General features: G+C 58.5%; 19 protein-coding genes. 15 read left to right on the top strand and 4 right to left on the bottom strand.

Going from position 1 to position 21,967, the window contains the following annotated elements; genetic code table 11:
• Positions 1-7: 7 nt before the first annotated feature.
• The 9 genes from murD to lpxC all read left to right on the top strand — a co-directional run bounded on the left by murD (position 8) and on the right by lpxC (position 10,510).
• A complete protein-coding gene (murD, locus tag SIC19_RS05480; protein WP_075194896.1) occupies positions 8-1,348 on the top strand; it encodes a UDP-N-acetylmuramoyl-L-alanine--D-glutamate ligase in 1,341 nt (446 codons plus the stop codon).
• The gene (gene ftsW, locus SIC19_RS05475) at positions 1,348-2,550 is read left to right on the top strand and encodes a putative lipid II flippase FtsW (RefSeq protein WP_036203744.1); all 1,203 of its coding nucleotides are present in this window, start codon (positions 1,348-1,350) and stop codon (positions 2,548-2,550) included. Before murD ends, ftsW begins: the two co-directional genes overlap by 1 nt.
• The gene (gene murG, locus SIC19_RS05470) at positions 2,543-3,628 is read left to right on the top strand and encodes an undecaprenyldiphospho-muramoylpentapeptide beta-N-acetylglucosaminyltransferase (RefSeq protein WP_075194897.1); all 1,086 of its coding nucleotides are present in this window, start codon (positions 2,543-2,545) and stop codon (positions 3,626-3,628) included. Before ftsW ends, murG begins: the two co-directional genes overlap by 8 nt.
• Complete coding sequence (gene murC / locus SIC19_RS05465) at positions 3,621-5,066, top strand: UDP-N-acetylmuramate--L-alanine ligase (protein WP_075194898.1); 1,446 nt, start codon at positions 3,621-3,623, stop codon at positions 5,064-5,066. The genes murG and murC overlap by 8 nt, the downstream gene beginning before the upstream one ends.
• Complete coding sequence (locus tag SIC19_RS05460) at positions 5,059-6,036, top strand: D-alanine--D-alanine ligase (RefSeq protein WP_075194899.1); 978 nt, start codon at positions 5,059-5,061, stop codon at positions 6,034-6,036. Before murC ends, SIC19_RS05460 begins: the two co-directional genes overlap by 8 nt.
• Positions 6,029-6,868 (top strand): cell division protein FtsQ/DivIB, encoded by an 840-nt coding sequence (locus tag SIC19_RS05455; RefSeq protein ID WP_075194900.1) that lies wholly within the window; start codon positions 6,029-6,031, stop codon positions 6,866-6,868. Before SIC19_RS05460 ends, SIC19_RS05455 begins: the two co-directional genes overlap by 8 nt.
• A 36-nt stretch (positions 6,869-6,904) precedes the next feature.
• Positions 6,905-8,140, top strand: a complete 1,236-nt coding sequence (gene ftsA / locus SIC19_RS05450; RefSeq protein WP_007154574.1) for a cell division protein FtsA — start codon at positions 6,905-6,907, stop codon at positions 8,138-8,140.
• Between the two features lie 101 nt (positions 8,141-8,241).
• Positions 8,242-9,399, top strand: coding sequence for a cell division protein FtsZ (gene ftsZ, locus SIC19_RS05445; protein WP_007154572.1), 1,158 nt, complete (start codon positions 8,242-8,244; stop codon positions 9,397-9,399).
• Between the two features lie 196 nt (positions 9,400-9,595).
• Complete coding sequence (gene lpxC, locus SIC19_RS05440; RefSeq protein WP_007154571.1) at positions 9,596-10,510, top strand: UDP-3-O-acyl-N-acetylglucosamine deacetylase; 915 nt, start codon at positions 9,596-9,598, stop codon at positions 10,508-10,510.
• An 11-nt stretch (positions 10,511-10,521) separates the two neighbouring features.
• Here lpxC and SIC19_RS05435 read toward each other — a convergent pair whose 3' ends face one another.
• Entirely contained in the window at positions 10,522-10,968 is a 447-nt protein-coding gene (locus tag SIC19_RS05435; protein WP_036203758.1) for a DUF721 domain-containing protein, read from the bottom strand.
• Between the two features lie 293 nt (positions 10,969-11,261).
• Between SIC19_RS05435 and SIC19_RS05430 the strand changes: the two genes are divergently transcribed.
• From SIC19_RS05430 to ribA, 6 genes are all read left to right on the top strand, one after another.
• Positions 11,262-12,215 (top strand): M23 family metallopeptidase, encoded by a 954-nt coding sequence (locus tag SIC19_RS05430; protein WP_075194901.1) that lies wholly within the window; start codon positions 11,262-11,264, stop codon positions 12,213-12,215.
• Positions 12,216-12,390: 175 nt separating this feature from the next.
• On the top strand, positions 12,391-15,141 hold the full coding sequence (gene secA, locus SIC19_RS05425; RefSeq protein ID WP_075194902.1) for a preprotein translocase subunit SecA: 2,751 nt from the start codon (positions 12,391-12,393) through the stop codon (positions 15,139-15,141).
• 127 nt (positions 15,142-15,268) lie between these two features.
• Positions 15,269-16,486, top strand: a complete 1,218-nt coding sequence (gene argJ, locus SIC19_RS05420) for a bifunctional glutamate N-acetyltransferase/amino-acid acetyltransferase ArgJ (RefSeq protein ID WP_127400797.1) — start codon at positions 15,269-15,271, stop codon at positions 16,484-16,486.
• A 2-nt stretch (positions 16,487-16,488) separates the two neighbouring features.
• On the top strand, positions 16,489-17,454 hold the full coding sequence (locus tag SIC19_RS05415; RefSeq protein WP_127400798.1) for a Nudix family hydrolase: 966 nt from the start codon (positions 16,489-16,491) through the stop codon (positions 17,452-17,454).
• A gap of 76 nt (positions 17,455-17,530) precedes the next feature.
• The gene (moaC, locus tag SIC19_RS05410) at positions 17,531-18,019 is read left to right on the top strand and encodes a cyclic pyranopterin monophosphate synthase MoaC (RefSeq protein ID WP_007154565.1); all 489 of its coding nucleotides are present in this window, start codon (positions 17,531-17,533) and stop codon (positions 18,017-18,019) included.
• A gap of 83 nt (positions 18,020-18,102) precedes the next feature.
• On the top strand, positions 18,103-18,717 hold the full coding sequence (gene ribA / locus SIC19_RS05405) for a GTP cyclohydrolase II (protein WP_007154564.1): 615 nt from the start codon (positions 18,103-18,105) through the stop codon (positions 18,715-18,717).
• An 18-nt stretch (positions 18,718-18,735) separates the two neighbouring features.
• On the opposite strand, the gene dxs is transcribed toward ribA, so the two are convergent.
• From dxs to SIC19_RS05390, 3 genes are all read right to left on the bottom strand, one after another.
• Positions 18,736-20,670 (bottom strand): 1-deoxy-D-xylulose-5-phosphate synthase, encoded by a 1,935-nt coding sequence (dxs, locus tag SIC19_RS05400; protein ID WP_075194906.1) that lies wholly within the window; start codon positions 20,668-20,670, stop codon positions 18,736-18,738.
• A gap of 137 nt (positions 20,671-20,807) precedes the next feature.
• A complete protein-coding gene (locus SIC19_RS05395; RefSeq protein WP_075194907.1) occupies positions 20,808-21,707 on the bottom strand; it encodes a polyprenyl synthetase family protein in 900 nt (299 codons plus the stop codon).
• Positions 21,707-21,961, bottom strand: a complete 255-nt coding sequence (locus SIC19_RS05390) for an exodeoxyribonuclease VII small subunit (RefSeq protein ID WP_036203780.1) — start codon at positions 21,959-21,961, stop codon at positions 21,707-21,709. Before SIC19_RS05390 ends, SIC19_RS05395 begins: the two co-directional genes overlap by 1 nt.
• Positions 21,962-21,967: the final 6 nt, after the last annotated feature.

Below are 21,967 nucleotides of genomic sequence, written 5' to 3'. Positions count from 1 at the left end.
AAGCACCATGGGTGTCATCGTTTCAGATCGTCGAACGCTGGTTGTGGGGCTCGGTAAAACCGGGCTCTCCTGCGTGCGCTATCTGTGCGAAAAAGGCCGCGATGTTGCCGTGGCTGATAGCCGCCTGTCGCCGCCCGGCCTGGATGAGCTCAGGGCTGAATGGCCGGACCTGCCCGTGTACCTGGGGGAGTTCGATGCCGACCTGTTTGCCGGCTTTAACGAACTGGTGGTCAGTCCCGGGATCAGTGTTGCCGAACCGGCCATTCGGGTGGCAGCCGATAAAGGGGCTGTCATTCGCGGTGACATTGACCTGTTCTCGGAAGTAGCGGACGCGCCGATCATCGCCATTACGGGGTCCAATGGTAAAACCACGGTGACCACGCTGGTCGGAGAGATGGCGAGGGCCGCTGGCCGCCGCGTGGAAGTCGGCGGCAATATCGGCACTCCGGCGCTGGAGCTGCTTGGTCGCGGTGCCGACCTCTATGTCCTGGAGTTATCGAGCTTCCAGCTCGAAACCACCCGGGAACTGAATGCCCTGGCGGCCACGGTGCTGAACGTCAGCGATGATCACATGGATCGCTACCCTGACAAGATGGCCTATTTCCAGGCCAAACAACGAATTTTCAACGGCTGCCAGAACGCCGTGGTCAATCTGGACGATGCCCTCAGCACGCCCATGGCCAGGGACAACCTCCGGTTCCTGTGTTTCGGTTTTCACCGTGTTAACCCGGATACGTTCAGTACCCGCGATGACGATGAAGGTACCTGGATTACCTTCGGCTTTGACAATCTGCTGTTGGCCGAGGAATTGGGCCTGATGGGCCAGCACAATATCAGCAATGTGATGGCGGCACTGGCACTTGGACAAGCTGCCGGATTACCGATGGACGTGATGCTGGACACTGCCAAGCGTTTCAAGGGGCTTCCGCATCGGTGCGAATTCGTTCGGCGGGTGAGTGATGTCGACTACATCAATGACTCCAAGGGCACCAATGTGGGAGCGACGGCCGCCGCCATTGAAAGCCTGGTGCCAGCGGGTGGAAAGATCGTGCTGATTGCCGGTGGTGAAGGCAAGGGCGCTGATTTCTCATTGCTCGCTGAACCCGTGGCAACTCATTGTCGCGCGGTTGTACTGATCGGCGCTGATGCTGAGACCATCGCCACCGCCTTGGGTAATAGGGTGGAGACGGTCAACGCCGCTGACATCGCAGGCGCTGTCCATACGGCAAAAAAGCTGGCCCAACCGGGTGACCGGGTGCTGTTGTCACCTGCCTGCGCCAGTTTCGACATGTTCCGCGACTACGGGGATCGTGGCGATCGTTTCCGTCAACAGGTGGAGGGGCTGTGATGCACGCTGACCTGTCCCTCACCAGTCATCACGGTTTGTTCCGTGATCTGCGCCCGCTGCCCCTACTGATCATCAGTTCCGCTGCGTTGCTGGTCATGGGCATTGTGATGATTTCTTCCGCCTCCATGGACATGGCGGCGGAAACCATGGGTAACAGTTACCACTATGTGATCCGTCAGCTCATTTTTGCCGGCATCGGCTGCGTACTTGCGCTGATTGCCGTCAACGTGCCGATCTCCTGGTGGGAGCGCAGCGGGTGGCTGTTGCTCGGGGTCGGTTTGCTGTCACTGCTTCTGGTGCTGACGCCCCTCGGGCGTACGGTGAATGGCTCCACCCGCTGGATCTCGTTCGGGCTGTTCAATGTTCAGGTGTCGGAAATTGCCAAGCTTTGCCTGATTGCCTATCTGGCCGGCTACGTCGTGCGTCGTCGGGATGAGTTGCTAAACACCTGGCCTGGGTTCCTCAAGCCGTTGGGCGTGCTGGGTATTGCCTCGGTGCTGCTGGTTATCGAGCCGGACTTCGGTGCCACGGTGGTACTGGTTGCTGCATCAGCCGGCATGATTTTCCTGAGTGGCGTCCGGCTTAGCCGGTTTATGCCGCTGATTGGCGTGTTGGTGGTGATGGGCTCCGTGCTGGTATTCACCCAGCCCTACCGGTTGAAGCGGGTTGTGAGTTACCTCGACCCCTGGAAAGACCAGTTTGATACCGGCTACCAGCTAACCCAGTCGCTGATTGCGTTCGGTCGTGGCGACTGGGCGGGTACCGGGTTGGGGAATTCGGTACAGAAACTGTTCTATCTGCCGGAGGCCCACACCGACTTTATCTTCGCGATCATTGCGGAAGAATTCGGGTTGTTGGGGTCGCTGATGGTCCTGGGCCTGTTCACCGTATTGGTGGTGACCGGATTTGTGATTGCGAGAAGGGCCGAGAAAGCGGGCATGCCATTCGCCGCGTGCTTCTCCTATGGCATTACTTTGCTGATTGGCTTGCAGGCCGGTATCAATATGGCGGTCAGTACGGGCCTGCTGCCTACCAAAGGCCTGACCTTGCCGCTTGTGAGCTATGGCGGTTCCAGCCTGATGATTACCGCTGTCTGCATTGGTGTGCTGGCACGGGTGGAGATGGAGAGGCTGGACCGCGAAAAACTGGCCAGCGAAAAGACCCGTAAACCAGCGGCCAGGGGAGGTGCGGTTTATGACTGATAAACGGCGCTTTCTGATGATGGCCGGTGGCACCGGTGGCCATGTTTTCCCTGCCCTGGCAACGGCGAGACAGCTGCAGGACAAGGGGCATGAGGTTTTCTGGTTGGGTTCTCGTGGTGGTATGGAAGAGCGACTGATCGGCGAAACCGACATACCACTGTCGCTGATCCAGGTCTCTGGGCTGAGGGGCAAGGGTCGCCTGGCTTTGTTGATGGCGCCGTTCCGGCTGATGCGCGCTCTTGGCCAGGCCTTTACGATCGTTCGCACCATCCGCCCACATTGCGTCATCGGCATGGGTGGCTTTGTGACCGGTCCTGGCGGTCTCTCCGCCTGGCTGAATCGGGTGCCGCTGGTAATTCACGAGCAGAATGCCATTGCCGGAATGACCAACCGCATTCTGGTGCGCTTCGCTCATACCGTGTTGGAGGCCTTTCCCGGGAGCTTCGGCACGACTGTGGTAACCCGCTGTACCGGCAACCCGGTCAGGCAGGACCTGGCCGAGCTCGCCGAACCCGATCAGCGGATGTCCGGCCGGGCGGGTGCGCTGCGGTTACTGGTGGTGGGCGGCAGCCTTGGTGCCCAGGTGTTCAATCGCACGTTGCCGGAGGCACTGGCTCAGCTGCCGGAAGCTGAACGGCCAACGGTGCGCCATCAGTGTGGCGAGAAAAATATCGAGGAAGCCGGTGATGCCTACCGTGACCACGGCGTGGATGCATCGGTGGAGCCGTTTATCAAAGACATGGCAGAGGCCTACGGCTGGGCCGACATTGTGCTCTGCCGGTCTGGTGCGCTCACCGTTTCTGAGTTGTGTGTTGCCGGTGTGGGCGCCGTGCTGGTGCCGTTCCCCCATGCCGTGGACGACCACCAGACCCGGAACGCACAGCAAATGGTTAATGCGAAAGGCGCCATCCTGATCCCGCAGCCAAAGCTGTCGGCCGATCTGCTGGCGGAAACCCTGACCGATCTCGGCAAGGACCGCCGCCGGATTCTGGACATGGCGAAGGCCGCAAAGACGCTGGCTCGCCCCGATGCAACGGAGAGAGTCGTGAATTACTGTTTGGAGGCCGCAAATGGCTGAATCCACAAATCCCCCGCTGGTCTATCAGGTGCCCGAGATGCGCCGTATCCGCAATATTCATTTTGTGGGGATTGGCGGTGCTGGCATGAGCGGTATTGCCGAGGTCCTGAAGAACCAGGGCTACGATGTGTCCGGCTCTGACATTCGTGAGAGTGCCGTGACAGACCGGCTGTCCGGCATGGGCGTTGAGGTGTTCATCGGGCATCGTGAGGAGAACAGTGCCAGTGCAGACGTGGTTGTGGTGTCGTCTGCGGTAACGGGTGATAACCCGGAAGTATCGGCGGCTCGCAGCCGACGGGTGCCGATCGTGCCCCGTGCAGAAATGCTGGCGGAGATCATGCGCTATCGCCATGGCATTGCCGTGGCTGGCACTCACGGCAAAACCACCACCACCAGTCTGATTGCATCGGTTCTGGGAGAGGCTGGCCTGGATCCCACCTTTGTGATTGGTGGCAAGCTCAATAGCGCCGGAACCAACGCGCAGCTTGGCGGCTCCCGCTATCTGGTGGCTGAGGCCGATGAAAGCGATGCCTCATTCCTTCACTTGACGCCGGTGATCTCGGTGGTGACCAACATTGAAGCCGACCATATGGACACCTATGGCGGAGACGTTGGGCGCCTGAAACAGACATTCGTGGATTTCCTCCACAACCTGCCGTTTTACGGCGTTGCGGTGATGTGTGTGGATGACGGCTTTGTGCAGGAAATCATCCCCAGGATTTCCCGCGCCATCATTACCTATGGCATCGATAATCCGGATGCCGACTACCGGGCGGAAAACATTGAATCCGATGGCCTTCGGACTCGGTTTGTCGTTCGCCGCCCGGGTGGCCGTAGTGATTTGGACGTTGAACTGAAAATGCCCGGTCGCCACAACGTACTGAATGCCCTGGCGGCTATTGCCGTGGCCACTGATGAGGGCGTGGATGATGCCGCCATCTGTCGGGGCCTTGCAGGTTTTGCCGGGGTTGGACGCCGGTTCCAGGTCTACGGTGATTACAACACCCGCAAAGGCACTGTCACCTTGATTGATGACTATGGGCACCATCCCACGGAAGTGGAGGCCGTTATCCGGGCGGCCCGTGATGCCTGGCCGGATCGCAGGCTGGTCATGCTTTATCAGCCTCACCGCTACACCCGTACCCGGGATCTCTATGAGGATTTCGTCAGGGTACTCTCGGAAGTGGACGGGCTGTTACTGATGGACGTGTATTCAGCGGGTGAGCCGGCGATACCGGGTGCGGATGGTCGTGCATTGTGTCGCAGCCTGCGGCAGCGAGGCAGCGTGGAGCCGCTTTTTGTGGAAGAAAACGGAGAGATCGAAGCCCTGCTTGCCAACACGTTACAGGACGGCGATCTGCTGATTACACAGGGCGCGGGTGATATAGGCGGAGTGGCTGCGCGACTGGCAGCTGCAGGAGTGATTGCGGATGAGTGAGATGGCCAGGACTGTAGATTCACAAGGTTATCAGGCCGATCCGGAGACGCTGAAGGCACTGGGACGGGTGGCTGTCTTTATGGGCGGTGATTCCGCCGAGCGTGAAGTGTCACTGAAAAGCGGACAGGCAGTACTGTCGGCACTGGTATCCGCCGGAGTTGACGCCTATGCCGTGGATGTACGCGGTTGTTTGCTGAAAACCGTCGAAGAGCCCGAGTTTGATCGGGTTTTCATTGCCCTGCACGGGCGCGGCGGGGAAGACGGCACGATTCAGGCCATCCTGTCCCAGGCTGGTATTCCCTTTACGGGAAGTGACGTTCTGGCCTCTGCGCTGGCCATGGACAAGCTGCGCAGCAAATACGTGTTTGAAGGCTGCGGACTGCCAACTCCGAAATTCCGTGCCATGGGGTCCGTGGAGGAAGCCGGCAGCCTAGTACAGTCGCTGTCGTTGCCGCTGAGCGTAAAACCCTCGCGGGAAGGCTCCAGCATTGGCATTCGCAAGGTGAACAGTGAACAGGAGCTGGTTGAAGCATATACGCAGGCGGCCGCGCTGGACCCTCTGGTTCTCGTCGAAGAATGGATTGAAGGCCCCGAATTTACCGTCAGCCTTCTGCAGGATCAGGCGCTGCCGGCCATTGGCTTGAGTACAGACCACGTTTTCTATGACTACGACGCCAAGTACCTGGCCGACGACACCCGCTACCAGATCCCCTGCGGGCTGGACCCGGACAGCGAGCTGAAGCTCCAGCATCTGGCATTGGATGCGTTCAGGGTGCTCGGCTGCCGAACCTGGGGCCGGGTAGACATAATGCAGGACCGCCAGGGTGAGTTCTGGATTCTGGAAGTGAACACAGTCCCTGGAATGACTGACCACAGTCTGGTGCCCATGTCGGCTAGGGCGGCCGGTATCAGTTTCGAGGAACTGGTGGTGAGGATCCTCATGGACACCTTGGAGGCAGGCGATGCTTGAAAAGCTGCTGATCCGGAGCCGGGCGGTACCGTCCGACCCACCGAAGCGCAGGGGAGCTACCTCTCTTGGGCCTGAGCGGGACCGGTGTGGTTTGCTGAGAGCTGTATTGTCCGCCGTGCCCTGGGGGCAGGCGCTCATGGGAGCGGGTATTGTCCTGCTGGCGGCATTGGTTCCCTGGGGAACCAGCGAGGTGCTGAGCGCCATGGATCGTCAGGTCATGGCCATCGACGTGAAGGGCGAACTGGTGGGTGAAAACCGTACAGCGCTGGAGCGCAGTGCGGGCAAGTGGATAGGGCGGAGTTTCTTTGCCACCGATCTCTCTGACATCAAGGAGAGCCTGGAGCAGCGCCCATGGGTGGAGTCTGCAGCGGTCAAGCGCGTATGGCCGGACCGGCTGCAGATCGACGTTCGTGAGAAAAAGCCACTGGCGTACTGGAACAGCAACCGGCTGGTGAGCCGCAACGGAGAACTGTTTGCGCCGCCTAACCCCGAAGTGGCCGGGCGACTGCCTCGGCTGGCTGGCCCGGATGAGCGTGTGAAGGAAGTGATTGATATGGCAAGGACCATGTCGGATACGCTCACCGGTCATAATCTCGGGTTTGCCGGGTTGAGTCTTGAACAGCGCGGTGCCTGGACGCTGACCCTTGCCAACGGCATCGAAGTGGTTCTGGGCAGGGATCAGGTTGAGGCGCGTTTTGAACGCTTTGTCACGGTTTATCAGGAACGGCTGGCGTCGCGTTCAGACGAAGTCAGACGGGTGGATGCCCGCTACAGCAATGGGGTGGCGGTTCAGTGGAAGCCGTCAGAAACGGCCTCGCGGACAAAATCATAGCAACGCTAAATTCAGACCTACGGTTTGGTGAAACACATGTCATCGGTTGAAACGGAAAACATGATTGTCGGCCTCGATATCGGAACCTCGAAAGTGGTTGCGATCGTCGGCAAGCGCAAAATGGACGGGACCATTGAGGTGGTGGGTATCGGTTCCCATCCCTCCCGCGGGCTCAAACGTGGCGTGGTGGTCAATATCGAAACCACGGTCCAGGCGATACAGCGTGCGGTGGAAGAAGCCGAACTGATGGCGGGTTGCCGGATTCACTCGGTCTACGCGGGTATTGCCGGCAGCCATATCAAGAGCCTCAACTCCCACGGCATTGTAGCGATCCGTGACCGGGAGGTGACCCAGGCTGACATTGATCGGGTGATTGACGCCGCCCAGGCGGTGGCGATTCCGGCGGACCAGAAGATCCTTCACATACTGCCGCAGGAGTTCGTGATCGACAGCCAGGAGGGCATCAAGGAGCCCATGGGAATGTCCGGCGTTCGCCTGGAGGCCAAGGTTCACCTCGTCACCTGTGCGGTGAACGCCGCCCAGAACATCGAAAAATGCGTGAAACGCTGCGGCCTGGAAGTGGATGACATCATCCTGGAGCAGTTGGCCTCCAGTCACGCCATCCTCACCGAGGATGAAAAGGAACTGGGTGTCTGCGTGGTGGATATTGGCGGTGGTACCACCGATATCGCGGTGTTCACCGGTGGTGCCATTCGGCACACGGCGGTCATTCCTATCGCTGGTGATCAGGTCACCAACGACATCGCCATGGCCCTGCGGACACCCACGCAGAATGCCGAGGAAATCAAGATCAAATACGCCTGCGCCTTGACTCAGCTGGCCGGCGCGGATGAAACCATCAAGGTGCCCAGTGTGGGTGACCGGGCGCCACGGGATTTGTCCCGTCAGGCGCTCGCCGAGGTGGTGGAGCCGCGCTACGAAGAGCTGTTCACCCTGGTGCAGTCTGAACTTCGTCGTTCGGGATTCGAAGACCTGATCCCGGCCGGCATCGTGATTACCGGCGGTTCCTCCACCATGGAAGGCGTGGTGGAACTGGCCGAAGAAATCTTCCACATGCCGGTAAGGCTGGCCTGTCCGCAGGCGGTCTCCGGTATGACGGAGGTAGTCAACAACCCCATCTACGCCACGGGCGTTGGGTTGTTGATCCATGGCTTCCGCCAGATGGATCTGGGGCGGGCGCCGGCGCTTAAGGGTGAAGATGCACCCACGCTGTTTGAGCGCATGAAAGCCTGGTTTACCGGTCACTTCTGACGGCGAGCCGGGAGAAGACATACACGAAGGTATCTCGAAAATCATAATCTCGAAAAATCAGTCTGGAAAAGGCTGATAAACAGCACGAAGGAGTAGGGGAAATGTTTGAACTCGTCGATAATGTCCAGCAAAACGCTGTCATTAAAGTAGTAGGCGTTGGCGGTGGTGGCGGCAATGCCGTTCGCCACATGCTCAACAGTGATATCGAAGGCGTGGAGTTTATTTGCGCCAACACCGACGCTCAGGCCCTGACGGACCTGGATGCACGTCAGATTATTCAGCTTGGTGGCAATATCACCAAAGGGCTGGGTGCCGGTGCCAACCCGGAAGTAGGGCGTCAATCAGCTCTGGAAGACCGTGATCGCATCGCCGAGTCGCTGAAAGGCGCCGACATGGTGTTCATTACCGCCGGCATGGGCGGCGGAACCGGAACCGGTGCTGCTCCGGTTGTGGCTGAAGTGGCCCGGGAAATGGGTATCCTGACCGTTGCCGTTGTCACCAAGCCATTCATGTTTGAAGGTGGCAAGCGCATGAGTGTGGCGGAAGCCGGCCTCAAGGAGCTGGAGGAAACCGTTGACTCGCTGATCACCATCCCCAACGAAAAGTTGTTGGCGGTGATGGGTAAGAAAACCAGCCTGCTGGACGCGTTTGGTTCAGCAAACGATGTGCTGTTGGGGGCGGTTCAGGGTATTGCTGACCTGATTACCCGCAACGGTATGATCAACGTGGACTTCGCCGACGTAAAAACCGTTATGTCGGAGATGGGCAACGCCATGATGGGTACGGCGCGTGCCACTGGCGAGAACCGCGCCCGCGAAGCTGCAGAAGCCGCTGTTCGAAGCCCGCTTCTGGAAGACATCAACCTGCAGGGTGCCAAGGGTATCCTGGTCAACATCACCGCAGGTATGGATCTCAACCTGGGAGAATTCTCTGAGGTTGGCGACATTGTTCGTGAATTCGCTTCGGATTCCGCCACGGTGGTCGTGGGTACCGTGATTGATCCGGAAATGACTGACGAACTCAAGGTGACGGTGGTTGCGACCGGCCTGGGCGGTGACCGCGAGAAGCCGACCAAGGTGGTGGACAACACCCGTAGCCTGGATGGCACAACGGATTACAACCAGCTTGACCGTCCGGCCGTTCTGCGTCGTCGCGCCGTGGCTCACGGCAATGTGGCGATTGATCAGAGCAAGGACAGCGAGGAGCAGGGAGTCGACTATCTCGATATTCCCGCATTCCTTCGCCGTCAGGCTGACTGATAATCTGTTGCAAATGTATTCGGTAATGGAACCTTTGCGACCGAATTACGTGTGCTGACTATCAGTCCGGACTTGTGCCGGGAGGCCAATCAAAGGTTAACGATTGGTTAAATGGTATTCAGTCTTACTTTCTGGTATTCTCCGGGCAGAATTTTGCCCAGACTATATCGCTTTTATGTGACGGAAATATGTACCGATGATCAGACAACGGACACTTAAGAACACCATCCGCGCCACCGGCGTTGGCTTGCACTCGGGGGAGAAAGTGTATCTGACCCTGAAGCCCGCTCCGGTGGACTCGGGGATCGTTTTTCGCCGTACCGATCTTGACCCTGTGGTTGAAATCCGTGCCTGCGCGGAAAACGTTGGTGAGACCATGCTTTCCACGACACTGCTGAAAGACGGTGTCCGGGTTGCAACAGTGGAGCATTTGTTGTCAGCCATGGCTGGTCTCGGGATTGATAACTGTTTCGTCGAGCTCAGCGCCGCGGAAGTGCCCATTATGGACGGCTCTGCCGGTCCGTTTGTGTTTCTTCTGCAGTCCGCCGGTATTGCCGAGCAGGACGCCGCCAAGCGTTTCATCCGCATCAAGCGCGAAGTAACGGTTGAAGAAGGTGACAAGAAGGCGACTCTGCTGCCTTTCGAAGGCTTCAAGGTCAGCTTCGGTATCGACTTTGACCACCCTGTCTTCAAGGGGCGCGCCCAGACCGCAACCGTTGACTTTTCCAGCACGTCGTTTGTGAAGGAAGTCAGCCGCGCACGGACGTTTGGTTTCATGCGTGATATTGAAAAGTTGCGTGCGATGAACCTGGCGTTGGGCGGAAGCGTTGACAATGCCATCGTCGTTGACGATTACAAAATCCTCAACGAAGACGGTCTGCGTTACGACGACGAATTCGTCAAGCACAAGCTGCTGGATGCCATCGGTGACCTCTACCAGTTGGGCAACAGCCTGATTGGCGAGTTCCGTGGTATTAAATCCGGCCACGACCTGAACAACAAGCTGCTGCGCAAGCTCAGGGCAGAAGAGGATGCGTGGGAAGTGGTGACCTTCGACGACGAGGCCGCTGCCCCGATTTCCTACATGAAACCTGTGCTGGCGGCGGGCTGAGGCAGGACGCCTTAATCCCGGACGTGGCTTGCGAGTTTTTCGAGAACCTCGCGTAATTGTTTGTCCTTCGTGTGCCCGGCTTCCTCTTTGAGGAGCCGGGCATTTTCGTTACTTAGGGGTGTCATTTTTGCTTTCGGACGCTCACTGAATCGCGGCGGAGCGACCTTGACCTTGAGTTTCCAGACGAAACGGAACAGCTCCTGTTTGCGAAGTTCTTCCATGATTTCATGCTGGCGGAAACGAATCTGGCTGGCGGTGGTGGCTGCCGTAGCCGACAGGACCAGCTCCCCGTCACGGCAACTGACAAACCGTGTGCCTTTGGCAAGACTTTCCGGAAGCGCAGCGAGAACGAGTTGTTCCGCCTGAGTATGATGCTGGGCTTTTGCCATCAGTTCACGCAGGGTTGAAGCCCTGGAGAAGCTGTCCGGAGTCAATTCGAGGTCGGTTTTCTTTTTCATGGCAATCAGTAATTCTCGACGACAACGGTAACGATTGGTTACACTTCGGCACGGTTAATAGGCAGAGCCTGTATTACACTCGTTTTACATTGTCTGGTGTGTGTATGTCCACGGGCGGCTGCTATTTTATTAAACGTAGTCGTTGCAATGGATAGCACGTGCGTTTTCAGACGCGATTTATGCTGCCCAGGATTGAGTAGTCGGATAGGAAATCCGCAATCTGGCAAAGGATGCCCCGGCAGGCCCAGTCAGAACACTCTGGATGCAACACTACAGGATCAGGTTGCGTCCACATGAAACCAGAAGACGATATGAACATTATCCTCGTTGGCAAACGCCATGGGAAATCCCGCACGGTTTCGGTAAACGCCCCTGTCCTGGCAGGCGCGGTGTTATTCGTGACTGCACTGTTGGTACTGGCGGGCTGGTCCGGCTATAAGGTGGCGGTGAGCCAGATTGAACCGGCGGAGCCTGCAGAATCAGAATTGGTCGCTCAGTGGCAATCCCGGCTGGGCGAACAGAAGGTAGAGCTTGCACGGATCGAGCGGAACGTCCAGCAGCAGGTTGATGCCTTAACGCTGCGGCTGGGTGAAATGCAGGGGCGTCTGCTCAGGCTTGATGCTCTCGGGCAGCGCTTTCTGGAATCGGGCCTGGTGGCCAGCGACGAATTCGACTTTGATCAGCCAGCTGCCGTCGGTGGCCCCGAGGAAAGTCTTGATGGCGACTCTTTCACCGCGCCAGAACTGACCAGCATGATTGATCAGCTTGCCCGCCGCATTGAAGATCGGGAGCAACAATTGCGCATGCTGGATATGGTTACTTCCCGCCAGAAGCTCGAGAAAGAGCTCTTCGTGGAGGGTCGTCCTATTACCTGGGGTTGGCTGTCCTCGAAATACGGCTATCGTTCCGATCCGTTCACCGGTAAGCGTACCTGGCACGCCGGTGTGGACCTGGCTGGCAAGGAAGGTAGCGACATTATCTCCGTGGCGGGTGGCGTGGTCACTTATGCCGACGAGCGCTATGGCTACGGCAACCTCGTTGAGGTGGACCACGGCGATGGCCTGGTAACCCGCTACGCCCATGCCAAGACCATCAAGGTCAAAGTGGGCGACGTTGTCCAGAAGGGGCAGGTGCTGGCTCTGATGGGCAGTACAGGCCGTTCCACCGGGCCTCACGTGCATTTTGAAGTAATCCGCAACGGCAAATCCGAGAATCCGGAAACCTACATCAAACGAGCTAGCCGCTAGCCGCTTGTAGAGGCGCCTGTGAGGGCGCCTGATCTCTTCCCGTTGTCCCCGTCCGGCACTCTTTTTTCAATCTTTTCAGCGTTGTGACAGGCTTCTGTGAGGCCTGACTTTTGTACTGCTGCGAAATAAGGTTAGAATGCCGGCTTCCTCCGTTTAATCAAAGAAGCAGTGGTCTATGTTCACAAAGCTTGCAACCAAGATGTTCGGCAGTAAGAACGCCAGAGAAATCAAGCGAATGCGCAAAACCGTATCGCGTATTAATGAGCTTGAAGAGCAGTATGGCAATTTGTCCGACACCGAGTTGCAAGGCAAAACTGCGGAGTTTCGCCGTCGCTATGACGAAGGTGAAAGCCTTGACGCATTGCTTCCCGAAGCGTTTGCCACCACCCGTGAGGCAAGTCGTCGAGTCATGGGGATGCGCCACTACGACGTGCAGATGATCGGCGGTATCACGCTTCACGAAGGCCGTATTTCCGAGATGAAAACCGGCGAAGGTAAAACGCTGGTAGCGACGCTGGCCGTGTATCTGAATGCTCTGACTGGCAAGGGCGTGCATCTGGTCACTGTGAACGACTACCTGGCTCGCCGCGATGCCGAATGGATGGGGAAGCTGTATCGCTTCCTGGGGCTACAGGTAGGTGTTGTCGTAGCCGGCCAGCCGCCTGAAGAGAAGCGGGCTGCCTATCAGGCGGATATTACCTACGGCACGAACAACGAGTTCGGCTTTGACTATCTTCGCGACAACATGGCCTTCAGCACGGAAGACAAGGTGCAGCGCGGCCTCCACTTTGCCATCGTGGACGAAGTGGACTCGATCCTGATTGACGAAGCCCGTACCCCGCTGATCATCTCGGGCGCGGCGGAGGACAGTTCAAAACTTTACCTGGCGATCAACGAGCTTGTGCCAAGCCTTGAGATGGGTGAAGTCAGTGAAGAGGGTGAGCCCAGTGGCGATTTCACCATCGATGAGAAGTCCCGTCAGGTGGAATTGACCGAAACCGGCCATGAAAAAGTGGAAGAGCTGTTGTTGGAAAGGGGCTTGCTGAAGGAAGGTGAGAGCCTGTACTCCGCAGCCAACCTTAGCCTGTTGCATCACGTCCACTCGGCCCTCCGAGCTCATCATCTGTTCCAGAAGGACGTGGATTACATTGTCCAGGGCGATCAGGTGGTGATCGTTGACGAGCACACAGGTCGTACCATGCCGGGCCGTCGCTGGAGTGAAGGTCTGCACCAGTCGATTGAAGCCAAGGAAGGTGTTCGCATTCAGGCAGAGAGTCAGACCCTGGCATCCACCACTTTCCAGAATTATTTCCGTCTTTACGACAAGCTCGCCGGCATGACCGGTACCGCGGACACCGAGGCATTTGAATTTCGCCAGATCTACGGTCTGGACGTGGTTGTTATTCCGCCCAACAAGCCCATCCTGCGAATCGATTACAACGATCTGATTTACCTGACTCAGGAAGAGAAGTTCCACGCCATCATTGATGAGATCAAGGACGTGACGGCTGAGGGACGACCAATCCTGGTGGGCACGGCCTCAATTGAGGCCTCTGAGCTTCTGTCCATGCTGCTCAAGAAGGCGCGGATTGACCACAAGATCCTGAACGCCAAACAGCATGAGAGTGAGGCCCAGATCATTGCCCAGGCCGGTCGCCCGGGTGCAGTCACCATTGCCACCAACATGGCCGGCCGTGGTACGGATATTGTGCTGGGTGGTAACTGGGAATTTGAAGTGGCGGGTATGGAAAGCCCCACCGAAGAGGAAATTGCCCGCACCAAGGCCGAATGGACCGAGCGCCACAACCAGGTGCTTGAGGCTGGTGGTCTGCACATCATTGGTACCGAGCGTCACGAATCCCGCCGTATCGACAATCAGCTTCGAGGCCGTGCCGGTCGTCAGGGCGATCCTGGTTCATCACGGTTCTTCCTGTCGCTGGAAGATAACCTGATGCGGATATTCGCGCCGGATCGGGTGAAGAGCCTGATGCAGGCCATGGGGATGAAAAAAGGCGAGGCCATCGAGCATCGAATGGTCACCAACGCCATTGAAAAATCCCAGCGCAAGGTGGAAGGCCGCAACTTCGATATGCGGAAAACCCTGCTGGAATACGATGATGTTGCCAACGACCAGCGTACGGTGATCTATGATCAGCGTAACGAGGTCATGTCCTCGGAAGACGTTTCCGAGATGATTAAAACCATTCGCGAGGATGTGGTGGACTCTCTGGTCAGTGAGTTCATCCCGCCGCAGAGCATGCCGGAGCAATGGGATGTTGCCGGCCTGGAGAGCCAGCTGCAATCGGAGATGGCCATCAATCTGCCTGTTCAGAAATGGCTGGACGAGGACAGCAAGCTCTACGAAGAGAATCTGCGTCAGCGTATTCTGGAAGAGATTGTCGCGGCCTACGACGCCAAAGAGGAACTGGCGGGCTCCGAGCCCATGCGCAAGTTCGAGAAGCAGGTGTTCCTGCAAGTGCTCGACACGCTCTGGAAAGAGCATCTATCAAACATGGATCACCTGCGCCGTGGAATCCACCTGCGTGGTTATGCCCAGAAGAACCCCAAGCAGGAGTACAAGCGCGAGGCCTTTAACCTGTTTGAAAGCATGCTGGAAACCATGAAGCGTGATGTGGTCCGGGTGTTGTCTCATGTCCGTGTTCAGAGCCGTGAAGAAATGGAAGAGGTGGAACGCCGCCGCAAGGAAGAGCTGGAGCGGGAGCTTGCCCAGGCGCGACTGCGCCACGATGAAACCAGCGCCACCGCACAGCACAGGCAGGATGACAGCGCAGATGGAGCTGCTACCCAGCAGCCTCAGGGAACGCCGGAGACCTTTGTGCGACAGGACCGAAAGGTAGGGCGAAACGAGCCTTGTCCATGCGGGTCTGGCAAGAAGTACAAGCAGTGTTGTGGAAAGGTAAACTGATTTCCGCCGCTGAGTGAGCGAACTAAGGCCCGCACCCTGATCGACAGGTTGCGGGTTTTTCGTTTGGTAACCGGTGTTCCGGCCGGATCGCCGGGTAGAAGCCGATCATGACGAAAGGAGAGTGAAAATGGCAGTTGGTCCAGGAACCTTGCCGACGTTTTTCCCGGTGGCCGGTGTCAGGCTGGGTATCGGCACTGCCGGTATCAAGAAACCCGGCAAGAAGGATCTGGTGGTTATAGAGTTGGCGCCGGGTAGCCGAGTGGCCGGTATTTTCACCCGTAATCAGTTTTGCGCGGCCCCTGTTCACGTCACGCGAAGCCATCTGGCAAGCGATGCACCGCGCTACCTGCTGATCAACACCGGCAATGCCAATGCCGGCACCGGCGAACAAGGCATGAAGGATGCCCAGGCCTGTTGTCAGGCTTTGGCGGATCACGCCGGTGTCCCCGCTGGTAGCGTGCTGCCGTTTTCGACAGGGGTTATCGGGGAGCCACTGCCGGTTGGTAAAATTGTCAGCGCGTTGCCGCAAGCACTGGCGGATGTCTCGGAGTCCCACTGGGCTGAAGCAGCGTCTGGGATCATGACCACCGACACTCGTCCCAAGGGTGCCTCGCGCCAGATTGATCTGGATGGCCAAGCGGTATCCATATCCGGTATCAGTAAGGGGGCGGGCATGATCCGCCCCAACATGGCTACCATGCTGGGCTTTATTGCCACCGATGCGAATATCGCGCCCGATGTGTTGGCGAGCCTTGCGTCAGAATTAGGAGAGGCGTCGTTCAATCGGATTACCATCGACGGTGACACGTCCACCAACGATGCCTGCATGCTCATTGCCAGCGGTCAGTCCGGCGGCCCTGAAATCGCGGCCGATAGCCCGTCCCTGCCAAAGCTCAGGGAAGCGCTGCGCGAGGTGTTCCTCGAGCTGGCGCACGCGATTGTTCGCGACGGCGAAGGTGCCACCAAGTTTGTCACCATTGATGTGAGCCGCGCGACATCGGTACAGGAGGCGCTGGACGTTGCCTATACGGTCGCTCACTCACCGCTGGTCAAAACCGCACTGTTTGCATCCGATCCCAACTGGGGGCGGATACTGGCTGCCGTGGGGCGTGCTGGTGTCGCCGGTCTGGACCTGAACGCCCTCGAGATCTGGCTGGGAGATGTGTGCCTGGTTCGCAATGGCGGCCGTGCTGCGGATTACAGCGAGTCCCGCGGGCAGGCCGTGATGGACGGTGAGGAAATTACCATCCACATTGATCTCGGGCGGGGGAATGTCAGTGAACGGGTGTGGACCTGCGACTTTTCCCATGACTACGTCACCATCAATGCTGAGTATCGCACCTGATTATGACGCCAGTTCGGGAAATACACGTTGCGGTGGGTGTTGTCTTTCGTGATGGGAAGGTATTGATCGCCCGTCGGCCGGACCATGTTCATCAGGGTGGTTTGCTTGAGTTTCCGGGTGGCAAGGTTGAGGCCGGTGAAACGGTCCAACAGGCCCTGGTCAGGGAGATTTGGGAAGAGACCGGGTTGCGGATAAATCCGAACCTGCTTGAGCCGGTGATTGGAGTTCGCCACGATTATGGGGACAAGCGGGTGTTTCTTGATGTCTGGGAAACCTCTTCCTCTGAAGGCGATCCCGAGGGCCGTGAAGGGCAAGCGATACAATGGCTCGATGTCCTGGACCTGGCGGATGTTGATTTCCCCGCTGCAAACCGTCCGATTATCCGCGCCCTGAAGCTGCCTTGTCGCTATGCCATTACCGGTTCTGCTGGCGATCCCTCGGCATTCCCTGAACAACTTCGTCAGCGCTTGCTCGAAACGCGCCCACAGATGTGCCTGTTCAGGGCACCGGGACTAAGCGATGAGGTCTACGAGCGGTTGGCGGGCTGGTCACTGGAGGCGTGTCGCGCCAGCGATTCGCTGTTGATGCTTCACGGTGCCCCGCCGCTGCTTGAGTGCCTGCCCCAGGCCACCGGTTTGCACCTGCCGTGGCGGGAGGCCCGGCAGTTTTCCTCCCGGCCGATACCCGAGGGCTACCTGCTGGCAATCTCCTGTCACGATGAAGAGGAAATTGCCCATGCAGAACAGCTCCAGGCAGACTTCATTACCCTGGGACCGGTAAAGCCTACCTCTTCCCATCCTGGCGCGCCGGGAATTGGGTGGGAGCGTTTCCAGGAGCTGGTTGCAGGCGCCGCGATTCCTGTTTATGCCCTTGGCGGGCTTGTCCCTGATGATATCCTCGCAGCACGGCAGGCTGGCGCTCAGGGCATTGCGGGTATTGGTTTCTGGTGGTCAGGGAACGGATACTGATCCCGCCTCCAGTTCTGTACGCTCTGGTATGATAGATCCGTGAAGGCCGCTTTTATCAACGATTTTGGGAGACACCGTGAGCAAACTGACGCATCTTGACGATACTGGCGCCGCGCGCATGGTAGACGTTACGTCCAAGGCTGTTACCGAGCGTGAGGCCAGGGCCGAGGCGCTGATTCGGATGGCGCCGGACACCCTGGCAATGATTGTGGAAGGGCAGCATCCCAAGGGAGATGTGCTGGCGGTGGCGCGGGTTGCCGGTATCATGGCGGCCAAGAAAACCCACGAGCTGATTCCGCTTTGCCACGCGCTGAACCTGACCTCGGTAAAGGTAGAGCTGACGCCGGGCAAGGACGGCGCTTCGATTCACATAGCCACTCGCTGCAAGCTCTCCGGCCAGACCGGTGTTGAGATGGAGGCTCTGACGGCCGCCAGCGTGGCGGCACTGACCCTCTACGATATGTGCAAGGCTGTTGATCGCGGGATGGTCGTGGACAATGTCCGCCTGTTGGAGAAGAAGGGTGGGCGTAGTGGCCACTGGTCTGCTTCTGACTCCGGTTCGTAGGATCCATCATACAGAGATTACGCCAGGGCGCTGGCCTCGTGATAGAATGCGCCGCTCGATTGACTGAACCACGAGGAAACACTGTGGCTGTTCGTTACATCCAGACTTGCCGGCTGCCAACCCCTTTCGGCGTTTTCGACATGCACGGCTTTGAAGAGCCGGACACCGGAAAGGAGCACGTGGCGCTTACGCTGGGTGACCTCAACAGTCCGGAGCCGATGCTGGCGCGGACCCACTCCGAGTGCCTGACCGGTGATGCCCTGTACAGCATGCGCTGTGACTGTGGTTATCAGTTGGAAGAAGCCTTGCGCAGTATTGCCCGCGAAGGTCGGGGCATTCTTATGTACCTGCGCCAGGAAGGCCGGGGTATTGGGCTGCTGAACAAGATTCGTGCCTACAACCTGCAGGATCAGGGTGCGGATACGGTGGAAGCCAACGAACAACTCGGCTTTGCGGCTGACTTGCGGGACTACAGCATGTGCCGGGATATGTTGGCGCACCTGGGCATTCGTAGCCTGAGGCTGATGACCAATAACCCCCGTAAGGTAGATGCTTTGACCGATCTGGGTATAGAAATAGCGGAGCGCGTCCCTCTGCACGTGGGGCGCAACCCCCACAATGAGCATTACCTCAATACCAAGCAGAGCAAGCTCGGACACTGGTTCGAGACCCACCAGGACGACGATCCCGCCGTCTGATGTGATCTCTTCGCGTGTTTATTGAACCGCCTTTAGCGACTGGTTGTACTTCATTCGCTCCAGGCGGGTTTCAATAGTGTGCCTGATACCTTCGGCATCCAGTCCACAGGAAGACAGCAACTCGCCGTGCTTACCGTGATCTATGAAGGTGTCTGGCAGGCCGATCTGAAGCACCGGCTGGCTGACATCCCGGCTGTTCAGGAATTCCGTCACCGCGCTGCCCGCTCCGCCGGCAATGGCGTTCTCTTCAATCGTAACCAGTAGGTCATGCTTTTCCGCCAATGCCAGGATGAGCTCTTCATCCAACGGTTTTACAAAGCGCATGTCGGCGACAGTGGCGCCCAGAGACTTGGCAGCCTCCAGTGCAGGCGTAAGCAGGGTGCCGAAGTTGAGTATGGCAACCCCTGAGCCTTCTTTCACAAGCTGGCCTTTGCCGATCGGTAGGGGAGCCAGTTCGCGGACCATCTCTGCACCCGGGCCTGTGCCCCGCGGGTAGCGCACTGCCGCCGGCCCCTCAAAAAGCATACCTGTGTGCAGCAGTTGCCGGGTTTCGTTTTCGTCAGAGGGAGTCATCACGATCATGTTCGGGACACAGCGCAAATAGCTGATGTCAAACGCGCCTGCGTGAGTGGGGCCGTCTTCGCCGACCAGCCCGGCGCGGTCAATCGCGAACAGGACGTCCAGGTTCTGTATGGCCACGTCATGGATCAGCTGATCGTAGGCGCGCTGCAGGAACGTCGAATAGATCGCCACCACTGGTTTGGCGCCATCACAGGCAAGGCCCGCCGCCAGGGTGACGGAATGCTGTTCGGCAATGGCGACGTCGAAATACCGGTCCGGGAAGCGTTGGGAGAACGCCAGAAGATCGGAGCCTTCACACATGGCGGGGGTGATACCCACAATGCGGTCGTCGGCTTCTGCGGCGTCGCAGAGCCATTGGCCAAACACGTTGGCGTATTTCAGCTTCGACGGCTTCGGAGCAACCGGTTCTGGCTTGCTGGGCGGCACCGGTTCGATCTTGTTGATGGCATGGTAGCCGATTGGATCGGCTTCGGCCGGGGCGAAACCCTTGCCCTTGGTGGTGACCACGTGGAGGAATTGCGGTCCGTCCAGTTCGCGGATGTTCTCCAGAGTCTCCAGCAGCAGAGGCAGGTCGTGGCCGTCGATGGGGCCGATGTAGTTGAACCCCAGCTCTTCAAACAGAGTGCCCGGCGAAATCATGCCCTTGAAGTGTTCCTCGGTCTTGCGGGCCAGCGCCATCAACTGTGGCGTGCCCTGAAGCACCCGTTTTCCGCTGTCGCGGACCTGATTGTAGGTCCGGCTTGCCAACAGCTTGGCAAAATAGTTCGACAACCCGCCCACATTGCGGGAAATAGACATGTCATTGTCGTTGAGAATCACCAGCATGTTGGCGTCCAGATGCCCGGCGTGGTTCAGGGCTTCGAACGCCATTCCGGCCGTCATGGCACCATCCCCGATGACGGCAATGCTCTTGCGACCAGTGCCCTGCATGCGAGAGGCGATGGCCATACCCAGGGCAGCGCTGATGGAAGTGCTGGAGTGACCAACGCCGAAGGTATCGTATTCGCTCTCCGCCCGTTTCGGGAAGCCGGCCAGGCCATCCTTTCGACGGATGCTGTTCATGCGTTCCCGGCGCCCGGTCAGGATTTTGTGGGGATAGGCCTGGTGGCCGACGTCCCAGACCAGGCGGTCTTCCGGGGTATTGAAGACGTAATGCAGGGCAACGGTCAGTTCCAGGACACCCAGGCCGGCGCCGAAGTGGCCGCCTGTTTGTCCCACCGACCATAGCAGGAATGCACGTAGCTCCCTGGCGAGCTGGGTCAGTTGCTCTGCTGCCAGTTCGCGCAGTTGCCCGGGAGTGTCAATCCTGTCCAGCAGCGGCGTGTTGGGCCGTTGGGACGGGATTTCCTTAAAAGTATATGTATCCTGCATCTGCTCGGGTCTTTTCCGGGTGATTCAAAATGTGGGTTCTATTATAGGGGATGAAGGCACCCGGTTTCATACTGATTGGGCCAGCCGGGCCCCTCCAGTCCTTCATAAGTCAGTGTGCATGCCTGAGCCGTTGATGATCAATGGGTGCGTGCCACTACGTAACCGGCCATGTCCCGGAGCAGGTCGCCTTCCTCGCCAAACATCTCGATGCTGGCCAGTGCCGACTCAAGCAGCTGTGACAGGTAGTTTCGGGCGCCGGCAGCGCCCATCAGCGAGGGATAGGTTGGCTTGGATCGGGCCAGATCCGAGCCCTGGGGTTTGCCGATCACAGTCGTATCGCCCTCGATATCCAGCAAGTCATCCTGCACCTGGAAGGCGAGGCCGAGGGTTTGCGAATAAACCGTGAGGGCCGCCAACTGGTCTTTGTTCACCTCGGTTGCGGTGAGGGCACCCATCCGGACACTGGCCGCAATGAGTGCACCGGTTTTGTGGCGGTGCATATTTTCCAGCTGCTCAACGGTCAGCTGCTTGCCCACGGACTCAAGGTCTATCGCCTGTCCACCTGCCATGCCCTGGTGGCCGCTGGCGGTCGCCAATTCACGTATCATTGCAAGGCGCACCTGATCATCCAGTCCCGGTGCTTCGGCCAGCCAGCCGAACGCAAGGGTCTGCAGCGCATCGCCTGCCAATATGGCGGTGGCTTCGTCAAAGGCGATGTGTGCGGTGGGGCGGCCCCGGCGCAGGTCATCGTTGTCCATGGCGGGCAGGTCATCGTGAATCAGCGAGTAGGCATGGATCAGTTCCAGCGAACAGGCGGGAACGATCGCACTTTCCTGAGGCTGGCCAAGCGCCGTGGCTGCCGCCAGGCAAAGCGCCGGCCGGATGCGCTTGCCACCGCCCAGAACACCGTATCGCATGGCCTGTTGCAGGCGTTCAGAGCCGTGGCCGGATGCACAAAGCTGGCGCTCAAGTTCGGCGTCAATCTGATTGCGGCATTGCTCCAGGAAAGCCGCCAGGCGGGTGTTCGGAGTTGACATCAGGCAGGTTCGTCCGGGCTAAAAGGGCGTGTTTCCAGTGTGCCATCGCTGTTTTCCACCAGTTGTTCTACCCGCTGTTCCGCCGTCTTGAGCGCTTGCTGGCACTCGCGAGTCAGCTTTACGCCGCGCTCGAATGCAGTAAGAGACTGCTCCAGGGAGAGTTCGCCCTGCTCCAGGTCATGGACCAGTTTTTCCAGCTCATCCAGGGATTTTTCGAAGTCGGCGATGGACGCCGCGCTTTTCTCACCGGCCATAAAGGG

The organism is Marinobacter sp. MIT930201, from assembly GCF_047122665.1.
Taxonomy (GTDB): domain Bacteria; phylum Pseudomonadota; class Gammaproteobacteria; order Pseudomonadales; family Oleiphilaceae; genus Marinobacter; species Marinobacter salarius.
Note: the sequence above shows the minus strand (reverse complement) of the source record. Positions and strands in the feature narration are given on the sequence as shown.

What these genes read in the sequence shown, in the direction of transcription:
- murD (WP_075194896.1), top strand. Translation starts at nt 8, where the DNA reads ATGGGTGTCATCGTTTCAGATCGTCGAACGCTGGTTGTGGGGCTCGGT.
- ftsW (WP_036203744.1), top strand. Translation starts at nt 1,348, where the DNA reads ATGCACGCTGACCTGTCCCTCACCAGTCATCACGGTTTGTTCCGTGAT.
- murG (WP_075194897.1), top strand. Translation starts at nt 2,543, where the DNA reads ATGACTGATAAACGGCGCTTTCTGATGATGGCCGGTGGCACCGGTGGC.
- murC (WP_075194898.1), top strand. Translation starts at nt 3,621, where the DNA reads ATGGCTGAATCCACAAATCCCCCGCTGGTCTATCAGGTGCCCGAGATG.
- SIC19_RS05460 (WP_075194899.1), top strand. Translation starts at nt 5,059, where the DNA reads ATGAGTGAGATGGCCAGGACTGTAGATTCACAAGGTTATCAGGCCGAT.
- SIC19_RS05455 (WP_075194900.1), top strand. Translation starts at nt 6,029, where the DNA reads ATGCTTGAAAAGCTGCTGATCCGGAGCCGGGCGGTACCGTCCGACCCA.
- ftsA (WP_007154574.1), top strand. Translation starts at nt 6,905, where the DNA reads ATGTCATCGGTTGAAACGGAAAACATGATTGTCGGCCTCGATATCGGA.
- ftsZ (WP_007154572.1), top strand. Translation starts at nt 8,242, where the DNA reads ATGTTTGAACTCGTCGATAATGTCCAGCAAAACGCTGTCATTAAAGTA.
- lpxC (WP_007154571.1), top strand. Translation starts at nt 9,596, where the DNA reads ATGATCAGACAACGGACACTTAAGAACACCATCCGCGCCACCGGCGTT.
- SIC19_RS05435 (WP_036203758.1), bottom strand. Translation starts at nt 10,968, where the DNA reads ATGAAAAAGAAAACCGACCTCGAATTGACTCCGGACAGCTTCTCCAGG.
- SIC19_RS05430 (WP_075194901.1), top strand. Translation starts at nt 11,262, where the DNA reads ATGAAACCAGAAGACGATATGAACATTATCCTCGTTGGCAAACGCCAT.
- secA (WP_075194902.1), top strand. Translation starts at nt 12,391, where the DNA reads ATGTTCACAAAGCTTGCAACCAAGATGTTCGGCAGTAAGAACGCCAGA.
- argJ (WP_127400797.1), top strand. Translation starts at nt 15,269, where the DNA reads ATGGCAGTTGGTCCAGGAACCTTGCCGACGTTTTTCCCGGTGGCCGGT.
- SIC19_RS05415 (WP_127400798.1), top strand. Translation starts at nt 16,489, where the DNA reads ATGACGCCAGTTCGGGAAATACACGTTGCGGTGGGTGTTGTCTTTCGT.
- dxs (WP_075194906.1), bottom strand. Translation starts at nt 20,670, where the DNA reads ATGCAGGATACATATACTTTTAAGGAAATCCCGTCCCAACGGCCCAAC.
- SIC19_RS05395 (WP_075194907.1), bottom strand. Translation starts at nt 21,707, where the DNA reads ATGTCAACTCCGAACACCCGCCTGGCGGCTTTCCTGGAGCAATGCCGC.
- SIC19_RS05390 (WP_036203780.1), bottom strand. Translation starts at nt 21,961, where the DNA reads ATGGCCGGTGAGAAAAGCGCGGCGTCCATCGCCGACTTCGAAAAATCC.